The sequence below is a fragment of the Microbacterium sp. 22242 genome, from assembly GCF_052045495.1.
Taxonomy (GTDB): Bacteria; Actinomycetota; Actinomycetes; order Actinomycetales; family Microbacteriaceae; genus Microbacterium.
This window is the reverse complement of record NZ_JBQEOZ010000013.1, coordinates 1-16,643: the sequence shown is the minus strand read 5'-3', so window position 1 is coordinate 16,643 and position 16,643 is coordinate 1. Positions and strand designations below refer to the sequence as shown.

The window sequence follows — 16,643 nt, the reverse complement described above, 5'->3', positions numbered from 1 at the left end:
CTTCGCCCCGCCTGGGGCGCTGAGAAGAAGAGATAGGTGTTGCACATGGCCGGAGAACGACAGGCACGATTCGCGGATCGGATCCGCGTCATCCTCGCCGAACGGCTGGAGAAGGGGCTGCGCGACCCGCGTCTCGGCTTCGTGACCATCACCGACGTGCGCGTCACGGGCGACCTGCAGCACGCCTCCGCGTTCTACACGGTGCTCGGCAGCGAGGAGGAGCGCGTCGCGTCCGGCGCCGCCCTCACCGCGGCGACCGGCCTGCTGCGCAAGGAGGTCGGCCGTCAGCTCGGCGTCCGCCTCGTGCCCACGCTCGAGTTCATCCCCGACGCCCTGCCGGAGAACGCTGATCACATCAGCGACCTGCTCCGCCAGGCCAGGGAGCGGGACGAAGAGGTCGCCAGGCTCGCGGCCACCGGACGCTACGCCGGCGAGGCCGACCCGTACCGCGTCGACGACGGCACGCAGGAGGACTGAGCACGGGTACCCTCCCGTCCGGCGCCCCCGCTTGCTAGCATTCTCGGCACGTGCGCGAGGATGCGCACGGCGGAGGACCACCGGGGGGGCTGCGTGGTGAGGGACCGCGGGATGTTCCGCGCGACGCCGGACGACGGCGATCTCGCGGCGGCGCCGCATGTCCGAGCTGCCGTGACGGTCGCCTGCGGGAACGATCCGGTCGCGACGGCCGAGACGCTCGCGGCTTTGACCGGCGAACAGCGCGGCGGCAGTCGCTGCCTGCCCGATCCGCTGCCGCTCGTCCCGGCGATCACCCGAGCCGCCGCCCAGGCGATGCCGGGCGGGGCGGATCCCGACGCCCTGCTGCTGCTCGCGCTGTGCGGGCGCGGGCCCGTTGCGGCGCTCTGCGTCATCGCGGGCCGCGCGGCGGACCTGGTGGCGCTCTCGCCACTCGCGCAGTGCGTGGAGTTCACGGCCGGGCGGTTCCGGTTCGCGGATCCGGTGCTTCGCGCGCACGTGGTCGGCGCCGCCGCCGAGGCGGAGCGCCTCGCCGCGCATCAGCGGCTGGCGGCGGTCCTCGCGGACGCCGGCGAGGACGACGACGCGCTGTGGCATCGCGCCCGCGGCGCGGTGCTGAAGGATCCGGTCCTCGTCGAGCCCCTGCTCGTGCGAGCGAGAGCGGCGATGCGCGCCGGTGGGGCCCGGGCCGCCTGGGTCTTGGCGCGGGAAGCGGTTGATCACGCCGAGGCCGGTGCGCCCTCCCACCGGCAAGCGCTGCTCTGCGCGGGACGCGCGGCGCTCGCCTGCGGGTTCGTCGCGGACGCGCTGGAGCTCCTGGAGCCGGCCCTGCGCGCGGACGAGCCGCATCGTGCGGAGGCGACCGCCGCATTCGTGCTCGCCCATGCGCTGCGCCACGGCACGGCGCCGGCGCCGGAACCGCTGATCCCGCCGGATGCGGTACACCCGGGCTACCGCGACGCGGCCGTGCTGGCCGCTGCGCTCAGCGCCGAACGCGGAGATCGTGAGCGCTGCGCGGCCTGGCTCGGCGTGGAGGCGCGCATCGAGGGGGATCCGGACGCCCGCGCCGCCCTGCTGGCGTGGTGCGGCGCCCTCGCCGGCACGGGGGAGGGCGAGCGGATCGGCGGCGGCGACGTCATCGAGCGCGTCGTCCAGGCGCTCGGCTTCGGACTGGACGGCGAACCGGACGCCGGAGTCAGGGCGCTCGCCGAGCCGGCCGCGGCCGAGCCGGGCGAACCGGTCGCCGGGCTGCATGAGCGCAGTCCGCTCCTCCGGGCGCGCCATGCCGTCTCCGAGGTGCTGCTGCACGTCTGGGGCGGGCGCATCGCCGTCGCGCGCCAGCTGCTGGAGACCGCAGCCGCGGAACTCCCGGTCGCGCTGCCGTTCGCGGGCATCGCCCTCCCGCTCGCACGGCGGCTCGAGCTGGCGGTGGACGGCCGGACCGGCGCGCTCTCCCGGGATCTCGCCGCCGCGGTGCCCTGGCCGCAGCGGCCGGACGGCTTCGTGGAGCGCGCGATCGAGGCCTATCTGCACGGCCGGAGCGACGAGGCGGCCGTGCACCTGCAGCTGTGGGCGGACTGCGGACGGCCCGGTGAGGCGCTCGGCCTGCCCGGGATCGACGAGATCGGACCGCTGGGGGGCCCGGCCGCGCCGGAGCCTCCCGAGGCGACGGCGGCACGGAGCCTGAGGGAGCGGATCCGCTCCGCTCGGGAGGCCTCCTGGCGCACCGACCTCGGATCGGCCGCGGCGGAGAGCCGCGCCATCCGCAGTCCGTTCGAGCGTGCCAGGATCGAGGCGCTGCTCGGGTCCACGTATGCGGCGCGCGGAGACCGGGCGGCCGCGCTGCGGCATCTGCGCGCCGCGCGCAGCCTGTTCGACGAGTCCGGAGCGCAGGCGTGGCGCCGTCTCGTGCAGCAGCGGCTGCGCCGGCTCGGCGAGGATCTCCGGGCCGAGCGCACCTCGCCGGTGCGGGAGCCGGCGTCGGCGGCGCCCCTCGAGGTCTGCCGGGCGTCGTGGGAGCCGATCCTCACCGCCCGCGAGCTCGAGGTCGCCCTGCTGATGGCCGAGGGGCGCACGAACCGCGAGATCGCCCTGGCTCTGCACGTATCGGTCCGCACGGTCGAGGTGCACGGAGGCCGCATCTTCGCGAAGCTGGACGTGCGCACGCGCCACGAGCTGACCGTGCTCGCGCACCGCGTCGACCAGCACCTGTGACCGCCCGGACGGCCGGTGAAGCCCGGATCAGCGGGGGAGCAGCAGCTCGCCGTCCGCGGCCTCGAGCAGGCCGTCCCCGATGAGCGAGTCGATCGCGCGATCGCGCTGCACCGGATCGGGCCAGTCCGCGAGCACCGCCTCGGCGGGCAGCCGATGCCCCTCCGCGTGCCGCAGCGCCCGCAGCACACCGCCGCGCGCCTGACGGTCGGAACCCTCGTACCTGGCCTGCCGGCGCCGTCGATCCTGGCCCTCCGGATACCCCGCGGCGCGCCAGGCGCACACGTCCTGCAGCGGGCAGCGGAGGCATGCGGCGGCGCTCTCCCGCTGCAACCGCGCCGTGCAGATCGTCGCGCCGAGCTCCATCGTCGCCGCGTTCACGATCGCCGCCTGCTCCGGATCCTCCGGGAGCAGCGCGAGCATGTCGTCGAGATCGCGGCGGGACGGGGGATCCGGCTGCGCCGCACCATGGACCGCCCGCGCGAGCACCCGGCGGGTGTTGGTGTCGACGACAGGATGACGGTCCCCGTAAGCGAAGACCGCGACCGCCCGCGCGGTGTAGTCCCCGATGCCAGGGAGCGCGAGGAGCGCCGGCACGTCGCGCGGCGTGCGTCCGTCGTGCCGGTCGCGGATCGCCGTCGCGGCGCCGTGCAGCCACAGCGCACGCCGCGGATAGCCGAGGTTCGCCCACTGCTGCAGCACCGCCGCCGGCGTGGCCGCGGCGAGCGAAAGCGCGTCCGGCCAGCGTTCCAGCCACGCCTCGAGGTGCGGGATCACCCGGTTCACCGGGGTCTGCTGCAGCATGAACTCGCTGACGAGCACGCCCCACGGGCCGTACCGCTCGAGGTACTCGGCACGTCGCCACGGCAGGTCCCGCGCGTGCGCGCGGTACCAGGGGATCAGGGCGGCGGCGGGGGAGACGGACACGGGAGACCACGCTACCGCCGACGCCCCCGCGGGGGAGGCCGGAAGCTGCCGCGGCGGGCCTCTAGGCTGGAAGGATGGTGGCCCCGGGAATCCTGCTCGTCGACAAACCAGGCGGGATGACGAGTCACGATGTCGTCGCGCGCGCCCGCCGGGCGTTCGGGACGCGCAAGGTCGGCCACGCCGGGACCCTGGATCCGATGGCCACCGGCCTGCTCGTGATCGGGATCGAGGCGGCGACGCGCCTGCTCACGTTCGTGGTCGGCGCCGACAAGACCTACTCCGCGACGATCCGGCTGGGCCAGGCCACCACGACCGACGACGCCGAGGGCGAGGTCGTCGCCACCGCGTCCGCGGACGCGCTCGCCGCCGTCACCGCCGGACGGATCGCCGACGGCATCGCCGCGCTCACCGGCACGATCGCCCAGGTGCCCAGCGCCGTCTCCGCGATCAAGGTCGACGGGCGCCGTGCCTACGACCGGGTGCGCGCGGGCGAGGAGGTCGAACTGGCCGCGCGTGAGGTCGTGGTCTCCCGCTTCGACATCCTCGCTGACCGTCCCGGCGACGGCGTGCGCGACCTCGACGTGACCGTGGACTGCTCCTCGGGCACCTACATCCGCGCGCTCGCCCGAGACCTCGGCGCCGCGCTCGGCGTCGGCGGCCACCTCACCGCGCTCCGGCGCACCAGGGTGGGCCCGTTCGAGGTGGCCGCGGCGACCGGCCTCGACGATCTCGCGGAGGCGCGGCCGATGTCGGCGGCGAAGGCGGCGTCGCTCATCCTGCCGGTGCTCGAGGTGAGCGCCGCCGAGGCCGTCGACCTGCGCCACGGCAAGCGCCTGGTGGGGCAGCGATCCCGCCTGCACGGTGCGCGGGCCGCGGCGATCGACCCGGACGGCGGGCTGGTCGGCATCGTCGAGCGCCGCGGCGATGATCTCAAGAGCGCGATGAACATGCCTGAGGGGGCTTCATGATCCTGTGGTTCACGGTGGTCCAGCTGGTCGTCGCCGTGGGCGCGGGGCTTCTCTGCCTGGTCCTCGGCTTCGCGGGCAAGCGCCCGAACGACTACACCGTGGGGGCGCTGGCCCTGGTCGAGCTGCTGCTGGTCGTGCAGGCCGTGATGGCGATCGTCGCGCCCTTCGCGGGCAACCCGGCGAAGGGCGACCCCCTGGAGTACGGGGTGTACCTGGTCTCCGCGATCCTGCTGCCGATCGGCGGGGTGATCTGGGCGCTGCTGGAGCGCTCCCGGTGGAGCACGGTGATCCTGGGGGCGGTGGCGCTGGCGCTGGCCGTGATGATCTGGCGGATGCAGGTGATCTGGACGACTCCGATCGGAGCCTGAGGCGGGCCGGCGAGCCCGGCGACGTCCGTAGAATGGATCCGCCATGAGCGCTGCGCACCCTCCCGTCCCCTCCGAGTCCGCCTCGAACCCGGCTGCGCCGGACCCCGCTCCGGCGCGCCCGCGGATGCGCGGTGTCGGCCGGGTGCTGGTGATCGTGTACGCCGTGATGGCGCTCGGGGCCACGGGACGCTCGTTCGTGCAGATCGTGCGGGCCTTCGGCGACGCCCCGCTCGCGTACACCCTCTCCGCCGTCTCCGCCGTGGTCTACATCGTCGCCACGCTCGCGCTGATCCTCTCGGGGAGGCCCGGCTGGTACCGCGCGGCGTGGATCGCGATCGTGTTCGAGCTCCTCGGCGTGCTGGTCGTCGGCACGCTCAGCCTCGTGGATCCTGGACTCTTCCCGCACGACACGGTGTGGTCGCAGTACGGCCTCGGCTACGTGCTCATCCCGCTCTTCCTGCCGATGGTGGGGCTGTGGTGGCTCGTCCGGCACCGTCCCGCCGCGGTCGAGGCCTCCCGGCCGGCCGTGCGGAACGGATCCGGCGCATGATCGTGTTCCGGGATCCGGCCGAGATCCCCGCCGACTTCGGCCGCACGGTCGCCGCGATCGGCAAGTTCGACGGCGTGCACGCCGGGCACCGCGCGGTGTTCCGGAGAGCCGTGCAGGACGCGGCGGAGCTCGGCGCGAGGACCGTGGCCGTCACGTTCGACCGCAATCCGCTGAGCGTGCTGCGGCCCGACCGCTGCCCGGACGCCCTGGTCTCGGTGCAGCGCAAGATCGAGCTGCTTTCCGAGTGCGGTCTCGACGCGGTGCTGGTGCTCACGTTCGACGAGCAGCTCGCCGCGCGCACGGCGGAGGACTTCGTGCAGACGATCCTGGTGGATGCGCTGCACGTGGCCGCGGTGCTCGTCGGCAGGGACTTCCGGTTCGGCCGAGGCGGGAGCGGGGACCCCGCCCTGCTGCGCGAGCTCGGCGCCGCCGGCGACTTCCGCGTCGACGTCGTGGAGGACGTCCTCCTGGACGGCACCGAGCGGCGGGCCTCGTCGTCGTGGGTGCGCGAGCTGCTCGCCGCCGGGGACGTCGCCCTCGCCGGCACCGTGCTGGGACGGCCCGTCTCGGTGCGCGGCGAGGTCGTGCACGGGCTCGAGCGCGGCCGCGAGCTCGGTTTCCCCACCGCGAACCTGCCCGGGATGCTGGACGACATGGTCCCCGCGGACGGCGTGTACGCGGGCCGGCTCATCGACCACACCACCGGACTCACGCATCCGGCTGCGGTGTCCGTCGGCACGAACCCCACCTTCGACGACGTGCCGGAGCGTCAGGTGGAGGCGCACGCGATCGACCGGCCCGGCCTGGACCTGTACGGCCACGACGTGACCGTGGAGTTCACGCACCGGCTGCGCGGCATGACCGCCTTCGACAGCATCGAGGCGCTCATCGACGGCATCGCCTCGGACGTGGCCCAGGCACGGATCCTGCTCGGCGTCCCGACGGGGGATCCGGCCGACGCGCACGCGGAGTGATCCGGATCCGGCAGGCGCACACGGAGTGACCCGGATCAGGCCCGAAGTGGCGTAAACTGACCGCGTACCCGCTGCGATCGGCGTGCGCGATGCACATCGGCAGCGGCTCTCGTCCGCCCGGTCCGCGTTCCGCCGTCTGGCAGCAGCCCGTCCGCGGACACCGCATTTTACGGATACCCGCCGCTCGCCCGGTGCGAGCCGGCATCCACGCTCAGGAGGAGCATGCCGAGCACGGCAACCACCGCCATCCGGCGGAAGAGGACGTCCCGTCGCGACGAGGACGCGCCCCTGATCCCCATCCTCGCGCGCAAGGTGCGCGAGGTCGAGGCCAAGGCCCAGCACGGCAAGCTCGGGCCGACCAACCGCGTCAAGTTCCAGGTGATCGCCTTCCTGGTGCGCGAGGAGCGCGCCAGGGTCAAGGCCGACGCGGAGCTCGGCGACGCCGCGCGCGCCGAACTGCTCAAGCGCCTGGACGGCGTCGCGACCATCCTCGCGAAGACCGCCGCCCGCGACACCTCGCTGATCCAGCTGCTCGAGGCGGACCAGGCGACGAGCCCGGTCGCCAAGCGCATGCGCCGGGACTGGCTGCTGGAGTCGGGAGCCGAGCTCCCCCCCGAGGAGCTCGTGATCGCCGACGCCATCCGCGTGCAGCAGGCGCCGGTCGTGCCCGCCGCTCTCGCCGAGCGTCAGGTCACGCCGCCGTCGGTCGAGTCGCGGCTGCTGGCGAACCCGTTCCTCGCCCCCGACCTGACCCCGCGCCCCGCCTCCACACCGCGGCGCCGGCTGGACGGCTGGGAGCTCATGGGGCCGCTGTACAAGGCGTTCGAGTCGGGCGCGGGCGGATCCGTCGCTTCGATGGAGCTGCCGCCGCTGCCGGAGTACGACCACGTCTCGCCGAAGGGGCTGGAGGTGATGGTGCACCAGGCGCGCTTCCTCGAGTCCGTGCGGGCCGGGCATCGCTCGTTCCTGCTCGCCGACGAGCCGGGTCTCGGCAAGACCGCCCAGTCGGTGCTCGCTGCCTCGGTGGCGCACGCCTACCCGCTGCTCGTCGTTGTCCCGAACGTGGTCAAGATGAACTGGGCCCGCGAGGTCGAGCGGTGGACGCCGCAGCGTCGCGCCGCCGTCATCCAGGGCGACGGTCAGGACATCGACGCGTTCGCCGACATCTTCATCGTGAACTACGAGATCCTCGACCGGCACCTGTCCTGGCTGGGCTCGATCGGCCTGCGCGGCATGGTCGTGGACGAGGCGCACTTCATCAAGAACCTGTCCTCGCAGCGCTCCCAGAATGTGCTCGCGCTGGCCTCCCGCGTCCGCGAGCAGACCCCTGGCGGCAAGCCGCTGCTGATGGCGCTCACCGGGACGCCGCTGATCAACGACGTCGAGGACTTCGACGCGATCTGGCGCTTCCTCGGCTGGACCAACGGCGAGCGGCCCGCACCGGAGCTGGCCGAGAAGCTCGACGCCACCGGGCTGACCCCGGCGGACAAGGCCTTCTACGGCGAGGCGAGGGACGCGGTGATCTCGATGGGGATCGTGCGGCGCAAGAAGAAGGATGTCGCCGCCGATCTCCCGGACAAGCTCATCGCGGATCTGCCCGTGCAGCTGGACGACGAGTTCGGTCGCGGCATCCGCCAGGCCGAGCGGGAGCTCGGAGCGCGGATGGCGGCGAAGTACCGCCGGATCATCGAGGCGCGCGGCGACCGCGGTCTGGTGCCGGGCGAGATCGACGAGGACATCGTTCGCCTCGTCGCGCACGGCGAGCTCGAAGAGTCCAAGGCCGCCGGAACCGCGGGAGACAACGTCTTCACCATGGTGCGCAAGATCGGCCAGGCCAAGGCGCTGCTCGCGGCGGACTACGCCGCCCAGCTGCAGCGCTCGGTGGGCAAGGTCGTCTTCTTCGCCAAGCACGTCGATGTGATGGACCAGGCCGAGGCGCACTTCGCGGCGGCCGGGATCCGCGCCGTGTCGGTCCGCGGCGACCAGACCACGCCCGCCCGTCAGAAGGCGATCGACGACTTCAACGGCGATCCCGAGGTCGGCATCGCCGTCTGCTCGCTCACCGCGGCCGGCGTCGGCGTGAACCTGCAGACCGCCTCGAACGTGGTGCTCGCCGAGCTCAGCTGGACCGCGGCCGAGCAGACCCAGGCGATCGACCGCGTGCACCGCATCGGCCAGGACGAGCCGGTCACGGCGTGGCGGATCATCGCCGCGCACACGCTCGACACCAAGATCGCCGAGCTGATCGATCAGAAGCAGGGCCTCGCGGCGCGTGCACTCGACGGCGAGACCGTGGAGGAGGGCGCGAGCGAGTCCGTGCAGCAGGCGGCGCTCATGCATCTGCTGCGGGAGGCGCTCGGCGGCGACTGACCCCGACACATGCCTGCAAGAACGGCGCTTCTTCGCACCCTCAGATGCGGATTTGCGCCGTTCTTCGTCAAGAAGGCCGAAAGTCCCGGGTGCGCGTCGTAAGAACCCGGGTTTTCGACGGCCCGGAATGGCGCGATGGCGCCCCTCGGCACTAGGGTCGAACGAGGCAACGGCGCCGTGCTTCCATCCCCCATCCCTCCCGAGGACGACCCATGAAGATCGGCATCTTGACCAGCGGCGGCGACTGCCCCGGCCTGAACGCGGTCATCCGCGGCATCGTGCTCAAGGGCACCACGACCTATGAGCTCGAGTTCGTCGGGATCCGCGACGGCTGGCGCGGCGTCGTCGACGCCGACTTCTTCCCGCTCACCCGTCACGAGGTGAAGGGCTTGTCGAAGGTGGGCGGCACGATTCTGGGCACCAGCCGCACCAACCCGTACGAGGGCCCGCGCGGCGGTGCGGAGAGCGTGGCGAAGAACCTCGCCAAGCACGGCATCGACGGGATCGTCGCGATCGGCGGCGAGGGGACCCTGGCGGCCGCAGACCGCCTCGCCAAGGACGGGATCAACGTCCTCGGCGTGCCGAAGACGATCGACAACGACCTGCGCGCGACCGACTACTCGTTCGGCTTCGACACCGCGGTGAACATCGCCACCGACTCGATGGACCGGCTCCGCACTACCGGCGACTCGCACCAGCGGTGCATGGTCGCCGAGGTCATGGGCCGGCATGTCGGCTGGATCGCGCTGCACGCGGGCATGGCCGCCGGCGCTCACGTCATCTGCATCCCCGAGGTGCCGATGTCGATCGAGGAGATCTGCGGCCTCGTCACCAGGGCCAGCGACCGCGGCAGGGCGCCGCTCGTCGTGGTGTCCGAGGGCTTCAAGCTCAAGGGCATGGACCAGGCATACAGCGACAAGGGTCTGGACGCGTTCAACCGCCCGCGTCTCGGCGGCATCAGCGAGCTCCTCGCCCCGGAGATCGAGGAGCGCACCGGCATCGAGACCCGGTCCACCGTGCTCGGCCACATCCAGCGCGGCGGATCCCCGTCCGCCTTCGACCGCGTGCTCGCGACCCGGCTCGGCCTGCACGCCGCCGACGCGCTCGTGGACGAGGCCTGGGGGCAGATGGTCGCGATGCGCGGCACGGACATCGTGCGCGTCCCGTTCGCCGAGGCGCTGGGCGAGCTGAACACCGTCCCGCTGGCGCGCTACGAGGAGGCCGCGGCCCTTTTCGGCTGAGAGGTGCTGTTCGGCTGAGAGGTGCTGTTCTGTTGAGCGGCGTCGCCGTTCCGCCGCGCGGTGCGGTTCGGCCGAGCCGGAGGGGTCAGGCCCCCGCGATGCCGAGCCGGTCCAGGATCCAGGCGAGCTCGAACGCGCGCTCGCGCCAGGAGTTGTACCGGCCGCTGACGCCGCCGTGACCGGCGACCATCTCGCACTTGAGCATCGCGTCCGCGGCTCCCGCGTCGCGCAGGCGAGCGATCCATTTCGCCGGCTCCACGTACAGCACGCGGGTGTCGTTGAGCGAGGTGACCGCGAGGATCGGGGGATAGGCGACCCCGTCGCGCACGTTCTCGTACGGCGAGTAGGACTTCATGTACGCGTACACGCCGGCATCGTGCAGCGGGTCGCCCCACTCGTCCCATTCGATGACGGTCAGCGGCAGCGAAGGGTCCAGGATCGTGGTCAGCGCGTCGACGAACGGGACGGAGGCGAGGATGCCGCTGAACAGCTCGGGTGCGAGGTTCGCGACCGCGCCCATGAGCAGGCCGCCCGCGCTGCCGCCCTCGGCCACCATCCGGTCGGGGGCCGTGACGCCCGCGTCGACCAGATGCCGGGCGCAGGCGACGAAGTCGGTGAACGTGTTCGTCTTCTGGCCGAGCTTGCCGTCCTCGTACCACTGCCGGCCCATCTCGCCGCCGCCGCGCACATGCGCCACCGCGAACACGGCCCCGCGATCCAGCGCGGAGAGGCGCATGACGGAGAAGCCGGGGTCGATCGAGTGCTCGTACGACCCGTAGCCGTACAGGTGCACCGGCCGGGGCTCGGAGCCCGGCTCGCCGAACGAGCGCTTCCACACCAGGGAGATCGGCACGCGGGTCCCGTCAGGAGCGATGGCCCAGTCGCGGCGCTGGCCGTAGTCGGCGGGCTCGTAGCCGCCGAGCACCGGCTGCCGCTTGCGCAGGTGCAGCTCGCCGGTCGCCAGCTCCAGGTCGTAGACGGTCGACGGGGTGACGAACGAGCCGTAGCCGAGGCGGAGGAACGGCGCCGCCCACTCCGGGTTGCCGCCGAACCCGGCAGAGTACAGCGGCTCGTCGAAGCCGAGCTCGTCCAGCGCGCCGGAGGCGGGATCCAGCAGCGCGATCCGCTCCAGTCCCTCGAAGCGGTAGGCGACGACGGTGACGTCGCGGAAGGCGTCCACGTCGAGCAGCCGCCGGCCCGGCGTGTGCGGCAGGACCGTGCGGCGGGGGCCGCCGGGATCCGATGCGGGCACGGACACCAGTTCGAAGTCGAGGGCGCCGTCGTTGTGCAGGATGAGCAGCTCGTCGCGGCCGTCCACCACGGCGTGCTCGACCGAGTACTCGACGCCCTCCCGACGCGGCCAGACCACGCGCGGCGGAGCCGTGATGTCGTCGAGGTCGACCAGCAGCTCCTCGCTGGTGATGCTGGATCCGAGCCCGATCACCAGGAAGCACCGGCTGCGGGTGATCCCCGCACCCAGCCAGAACCGCTCGTCCGGCTCGTGGAACAGCGGCACGTCCTCCGAGACCGGCGTGCCGATGCGGTGCAGCCAGAGCGTGTCCGGGCGCCAGGACTCGTCGACGGTCGTGTACAGGATCGCGGCGCCGTCGGGGGTGAAGAACGCGCCGGAGGTGCCGGGGATCTCGTCGGGCAGCGTCTCGCCCGTGCCCAGGTCGCGCACCCGCACGGTGTAGCGCTCGTCGCCCTCGAAGTCGGTCGACCAGAGCAGCCGAGTGGCGTCGTCCGAGACGTCGAACGCCCCCATCGCGAAGAAGTCGTGCCCCTCGGCCTCGGCGTTGCCGTCCAGCAGGATCTGCTCGCCCGGCACGGGGACGGCCGGATCCAGCACCGGCGGCGTCCAGTCGTCGGCGGAGGACACGGCGGCGCGGCACTGCAGACCGTATTGCTGCCCCTCGACCGTGCGGCCGTAGTACCACCAGTCGCCGCGGCGGGTGGGCACGGACAGGTCCGACTCCTGCACCCGCGCCTTGATCTCCTCGAACAGCGTCTCCCGCAGGGGCGCCAACGGCGCCAGCTTCGCCTCCGTGTACGCGTTCTCCGCCTCGAGGTGGGCGATCACCTCGGGATCGTCCTTCGCGCGCAGCCAGTCGTAGGGGTCGTCGAAGACGTCGCCGTGGTGGCTGCGGATCCGAGAGCGGCGTGCCGCGCGCGGCGGCACGGGGGCGGCGGGAGCGGGGATGGCGGAAGAGGTCGCGGCGGAGACGGAGGTCACCCCACCACGCTATCCGAGGTCGAGTTGACCGGCACCGGGCGGGATGGGAGGATTCTCACGGCCCGTTAACGGATGCTGAATCCCCGGTGAACTCTTCGTTCGTCACGTCCCTCCACTTCACGAAAGCGAACGGTGGATACCGCAGCCCTCATCGTCGTGCTGGTGATCCTGCTGGCACTCTTCTTCGACTTCACCAACGGGTTCCACGACACGGCGAACGCCATGGCGACCCCGATCGCGACCGGGGCGCTCAAGCCCAAGGTCGCCGTGCTGCTCGCCGCGGGCCTCAACCTGGTCGGCGCGTTCCTGTCGACCGAGGTCGCTGCCACGGTCTCCGGCGGCATCATCCAGGAGGACGACAGCAACGCGCACCTGTTCCCGGCCCTGATCTTCGCCGGTCTCATCGGTGCGATCACCTGGAACATGCTGACCTGGCTCCTCGGTCTGCCGTCCAGCTCCTCGCACGCCCTGTTCGGCGGCCTGATCGGCGCCACCCTGGTCGGTGCGGGACTCGGCGGGATCAACTTCGGGATCGTGCTGTCGAAGGTCGTGCTGCCCGCGCTCATCGCGCCGGTCACGGCGGGGCTGATCGCCTACCTCGCCACCAAGCTCGCGTATCTGATCACCCGCCGCTACGACGGCAAGCCGGACGGCAGGAGCGGCTTCCGCTGGGGCCAGATCTTCACCTCATCGCTGGTCGCGCTCGCGCACGGCACGAACGACGCGCAGAAGACGATGGGCGTGATCACCCTCGCGATGATCTCGGTCGGCTGGCAGGCCAAGGGCGACCACCAGCCGCACGTGTACGTGATCATCGCGTGCGCGTGCACGATCGCGCTGGGCACCTACCTCGGCGGGTGGCGGATCATCCGCACCCTCGGCCGCGGCCTCACCGATGTGAAGCCCGCGCAGGGCTTCGCCGCGGAGACCTCCACCGCGGCGACCATCCTGGCTTCGAGCGCGCTCGGCTTCGCGCTGTCCACCACGCAGGTCGCGTCCGGATCCGTGATCGGATCCGGCCTCGGCCGCCGCGGCTCCACCGTGCGCTGGCGCACCGCCGGCCGGATCGCGATCGGCTGGGTCCTCACGCTGCCGGCGGCCGCGGTCGTCGGGGCGGTCGCCGCACTGATCGTGCGGCTCGGCGACGGCTGGGGCGTGCTGATCGACGCGATCCTCGCGATCGCCATCATCGTCGGCCTGTTCCTGCGCTCGCGGCACAACGCGGTCACCGCCAACAACGCCTTCAGCGAGGTGGCGGCGTCCGGCCGCGCGGTCGAGGTGCCGGAGGCGCCGCCGCTCACCCCGCGGCAGGCGAGGGCGCAGCGGGCGCGGGAGCGCGCCAAGGCGAAAGGGGAGGGACGATGACCGTCGTGATCCACTGGGAGGCCTTCTTCCAGGTGCTCGGCGCGGCTCTCGTCGGCACCCTGGTCGTCGTCGGCTTCTACGCCCTGGGGCTGCGGATGCTGGTGCGCTCGGGGCACTCCCCGGTGGTCACCCCGGTCGAGTTCACCGATGCGATCACGGTGATCTCCGCGAAGGAGGCCAAGCGCGCGGCGAAAGCGGCCGCCAAGGCCGCCAAGAAGAGCCCGCTCAGCCGCGGGCAGAAGACGATCGCGCTGGTCGCCGCGTACGGGTGCTTCGCGCTGTGCGCCGCCGCCGTGCTGAGCGGCATCCTGCTCATCGTCGTGCACTGAGCCAGCGCGCGGGCGGCCTCGAGCACGCTGCGGGAGGCGCCGGGTAACCTGGCGGCATGGCCCCGCCCGCTCCGTCCGCCCTGCCGCAGTTCGGCCGCTACGCGCCTCCCACGCACACGCTGGTGCACGTGAGCGACCCGCATCTGCTCGCCGGAGGCGCGGTGCTTGCCGGCCGGTTCGACGTCGAGCGCACCCTGGAGCGCACCCTCGCCGCGATCGAGAGCGCGGTGGAGCGTCCCGACGCGATCGTCGTCACGGGAGATCTCGCCGATCTCGGCGAGCCCGAGGCGTACCGGCGGCTGCGCGCCGCGGTCGAGCCGGTCGCAGAGCGGCTCGGCGCCCCCGTGATCTGGGTCGCGGGCAACCACGACGAGCGCCCGGCCCTGCGCGAGCACCTCCTCGACGCCGCGCCGACGGAGGAGCCGGTCACGGGCGTGTGGGATCTGAACGGGCTGCGCCTGATCGCCGTGGACTCGACCGTGCCGGGGTGGCATCACGGCGACATCGACGCCGGCCAGCGCGCGTGGCTCGCCGAGCAGCTGCGCACGCCTGCGCCGCACGGCACGCTGCTCGCGATGCATCACCCGCCGGTGCCCAGCCATGTGCCGTTCTTCGACATCCTGGAGCTGCGGCATCAGGACGAGCTGGCCGAGATCCTGCGCGGATCCGATGTCCGCGGGATCCTCGCCGGTCACCTGCACTACTCGCTGCACGGGACCTTCGCGGGCATCCCCGTGAGCGTCGCCTCGGCCACCTGCTACACGATGGACGTGGCGAGCCCGGCCGATCGGGTGAACGGGATGGACGCGGCCCAGTCCTTCCAGCTCGTGCATGTGCGGCCCGAGACGATCACGCACACGGTGGTGCCCGTGGTCGAAGCCGAGCCCGTGCGCACGTTCACCCCGGAGTGGCTGCAGCGGATGGCCGCGCTGACCCCCGAGGAGCGGCTGGAGGCGTTCTCCCGCAAGCCGGGACGCTGAGACCGCTCGGGTAGGATGGGGGCATCCCCCTTCCCTGTTCGCCATCACCCACGAGGATGTGTCCATGGCCGCTGTCGCGCCTGCCGTCACCCGAACCGAAACCGACTCTCTGGGAAGCAAGGAGATTCCCGCCGACGCGTACTGGGGGATCCACACGCTTCGCGCGGCGGAGAACTTCCCGATCACCAAGCGCCCCATCTCCGTCTATCCGGAGCTGATCGAGGCCCTCGCCATGGTGAAGCAGGCGAGCGCGAGGGCGAACAAGGAGATCGGCGTCCTCGACCCGGAGAAGGCCGACCTCATCGACGCCGCCGCGCAGAAGGTGATCAACGGCGAGTTCCACGACCAGTTCATCGTCGGCGTCATCCAGGGCGGGGCCGGCACCTCGACGAACATGAACGCGAACGAGGTCATCACCAACATCGCGCTCGAGCTCGCCGGCCGGGAGAAGGGCGACTACGCGTTCCTCTCGCCGATCGACCACACCAACCGCAGCCAGTCCACGAACGACGTGTACCCCACGGCGATCAAGATCGGCCTGTCGATCACCCTGCACACGATGCTCGACGAGCTCGACCACCTGCGCGTGGCGTTCCTCGCAAAGGCGCGCGAGTTCCACGACGTGCTCAAGGTCGGCCGCACCCAGCTGCAGGACGCCGTGCCGATGACGCTCGGCCAGGAGTTCCACGGCTTCGCCACGACCCTCGGCTTCGACCACACCCGGCTGAGCGAGAACGCCGCGCTCATGTTCGAGATCAACATGGGCGCCACGGCGATCGGCACCGGCATCACCACGCACCCCGCGTACGCGGCGGCGGTGCTGCGGCACCTGCGCGAGATCACCGGTCTCGACCTGCAGACCGCGAGCGACCTCGTCGAGGCGACCAGCGACACCGGATCCTTCATGTCCTTCTCCTCGTCGCTGAAGCGCAACGCGATGAAGCTCTCCAAGATCTGCAACGACCTGCGGCTGCTCTCCTCGGGTCCGCAGGCGGGTCTGGGCGAGATCAACCTCCCGGCGATGCAGGCGGGATCCAGCATCATGCCCGGCAAGGTCAACCCGGTCATCCCCGAGGTCGTGAACCAGGTCGCGTTCGCGGTCGCCGGATCCGACATGACGGTGACGATGGCCGCCGAGGCGGGTCAGCTGCAGCTGAACGCGTTCGAGCCGGTGATCGCGCACTCGATCTTCCAGTCGATCACCTGGATGCGGCAGGCCATGTGGACTCTGCGCGTGAACTGCGTCGACGGCATCACCGCCAACCGCGACCGGCTGGGCGCCATGGTCGGCTCCTCGGTTGGCGTGATCACCGCGCTGACGCCGTTCATCGGCTACGCGGCGTCCGCTGCGCTCGCCAAGACCGCGCTGCTGACGAACCGCAACGTCGCCGACCTCGTGGTCGAGGCGGGCCTGATGTCGCGCGAGGAGGTCATCAAGCAGCTGTCGCCGGCGCGCCTGTCCGGCCTGGAGACCATCACCGCCGCGATCCCGGTGATCCCGACCAGGGACCCCGACGCCGGGGCCTGATCCGGGCCCAGAACGGCCCGTCGCTCATTCCGAGCGACGGGCCGTTCTTCTCGTGGTGGGGTGGTGATGCTCCTATGGATGTCAAGGCTGGATCAGGACGTAGTAGATTTCGCGGGCGATGAGTT

The 16,643-nt window shown here is 72.1% G+C and carries 14 protein-coding genes; 12 read left to right on the top strand and 2 right to left on the bottom strand.

Annotated features, from left to right (window positions below; translation table 11 throughout):
* The first annotated feature begins 45 nt into the window (after positions 1 to 45).
* On the top strand, positions 46 to 477 hold the full coding sequence (gene rbfA, locus ACTJJZ_RS13780) for a 30S ribosome-binding factor RbfA (RefSeq protein WP_440721757.1): 432 nt from the start codon (positions 46 to 48) through the stop codon (positions 475 to 477).
* A gap of 111 nt (positions 478 to 588) precedes the next feature.
* The gene (locus ACTJJZ_RS13775) at positions 589 to 2,688 is read left to right on the top strand and encodes a LuxR C-terminal-related transcriptional regulator (protein WP_440721756.1); all 2,100 of its coding nucleotides are present in this window, start codon (positions 589 to 591) and stop codon (positions 2,686 to 2,688) included.
* Between the two features lie 27 nt (positions 2,689 to 2,715).
* Here the strand turns inward: ACTJJZ_RS13775 and ACTJJZ_RS13770 are convergent, their stop codons facing one another.
* Positions 2,716 to 3,612 carry an A/G-specific adenine glycosylase gene (locus tag ACTJJZ_RS13770; protein WP_440721755.1) on the bottom strand — a complete coding sequence of 299 codons (897 nt, stop codon included), beginning with the start codon at positions 3,610 to 3,612 and terminating at the stop codon, positions 2,716 to 2,718.
* A gap of 74 nt (positions 3,613 to 3,686) precedes the next feature.
* On the opposite strand from ACTJJZ_RS13770, the gene truB reads away from it, so the two are divergent.
* The 6 genes from truB to ACTJJZ_RS13740 all read left to right on the top strand — a co-directional run bounded on the left by truB (position 3,687) and on the right by ACTJJZ_RS13740 (position 10,083).
* On the top strand, positions 3,687 to 4,580 hold the full coding sequence (gene truB, locus ACTJJZ_RS13765; protein ID WP_440721754.1) for a tRNA pseudouridine(55) synthase TruB: 894 nt from the start codon (positions 3,687 to 3,689) through the stop codon (positions 4,578 to 4,580).
* The gene (locus tag ACTJJZ_RS13760) at positions 4,577 to 4,948 is read left to right on the top strand and encodes a hypothetical protein (protein ID WP_440721753.1); all 372 of its coding nucleotides are present in this window, start codon (positions 4,577 to 4,579) and stop codon (positions 4,946 to 4,948) included. The genes truB and ACTJJZ_RS13760 overlap by 4 nt, the downstream gene beginning before the upstream one ends.
* Positions 4,949 to 5,072: 124 nt before the next feature.
* Entirely contained in the window at positions 5,073 to 5,498 is a 426-nt protein-coding gene (locus tag ACTJJZ_RS13755) for a hypothetical protein (RefSeq protein WP_440721835.1), read from the top strand.
* A complete protein-coding gene (locus tag ACTJJZ_RS13750) occupies positions 5,495 to 6,472 on the top strand; it encodes a bifunctional riboflavin kinase/FAD synthetase (RefSeq protein WP_440721752.1) in 978 nt (325 codons plus the stop codon). Before ACTJJZ_RS13755 ends, ACTJJZ_RS13750 begins: the two co-directional genes overlap by 4 nt.
* A 222-nt stretch (positions 6,473 to 6,694) precedes the next feature.
* Positions 6,695 to 8,842 carry a DEAD/DEAH box helicase gene (locus ACTJJZ_RS13745; RefSeq protein WP_440721751.1) on the top strand — a complete coding sequence of 716 codons (2,148 nt, stop codon included), beginning with the start codon at positions 6,695 to 6,697 and terminating at the stop codon, positions 8,840 to 8,842.
* Positions 8,843 to 9,054: 212 nt separating this feature from the next.
* Complete coding sequence (locus ACTJJZ_RS13740; RefSeq protein WP_440721750.1) at positions 9,055 to 10,083, top strand: 6-phosphofructokinase; 1,029 nt, start codon at positions 9,055 to 9,057, stop codon at positions 10,081 to 10,083.
* Positions 10,084 to 10,168: 85 nt separating this feature from the next.
* On the opposite strand, the gene ACTJJZ_RS13735 is transcribed toward ACTJJZ_RS13740, so the two are convergent.
* A complete protein-coding gene (locus ACTJJZ_RS13735; protein WP_440721749.1) occupies positions 10,169 to 12,316 on the bottom strand; it encodes a S9 family peptidase in 2,148 nt (715 codons plus the stop codon).
* A 132-nt stretch (positions 12,317 to 12,448) separates the two neighbouring features.
* Between ACTJJZ_RS13735 and ACTJJZ_RS13730 the strand changes: the two genes are divergently transcribed.
* From ACTJJZ_RS13730 to ACTJJZ_RS13715, 4 genes are all read left to right on the top strand, one after another.
* The gene (locus tag ACTJJZ_RS13730; RefSeq protein ID WP_440721748.1) at positions 12,449 to 13,681 is read left to right on the top strand and encodes an anion permease; all 1,233 of its coding nucleotides are present in this window, start codon (positions 12,449 to 12,451) and stop codon (positions 13,679 to 13,681) included.
* Positions 13,678 to 14,010, top strand: a complete 333-nt coding sequence (locus ACTJJZ_RS13725; RefSeq protein WP_440721747.1) for a peptidase — start codon at positions 13,678 to 13,680, stop codon at positions 14,008 to 14,010. Before ACTJJZ_RS13730 ends, ACTJJZ_RS13725 begins: the two co-directional genes overlap by 4 nt.
* Positions 14,011 to 14,066: 56 nt before the next feature.
* Complete coding sequence (locus ACTJJZ_RS13720; RefSeq protein WP_440721746.1) at positions 14,067 to 14,990, top strand: metallophosphoesterase; 924 nt, start codon at positions 14,067 to 14,069, stop codon at positions 14,988 to 14,990.
* A 64-nt stretch (positions 14,991 to 15,054) separates the two neighbouring features.
* A complete protein-coding gene (locus tag ACTJJZ_RS13715) occupies positions 15,055 to 16,518 on the top strand; it encodes an aspartate ammonia-lyase (protein ID WP_440721745.1) in 1,464 nt (487 codons plus the stop codon).
* The last annotated feature ends 125 nt before the right edge of the window (positions 16,519 to 16,643 follow it).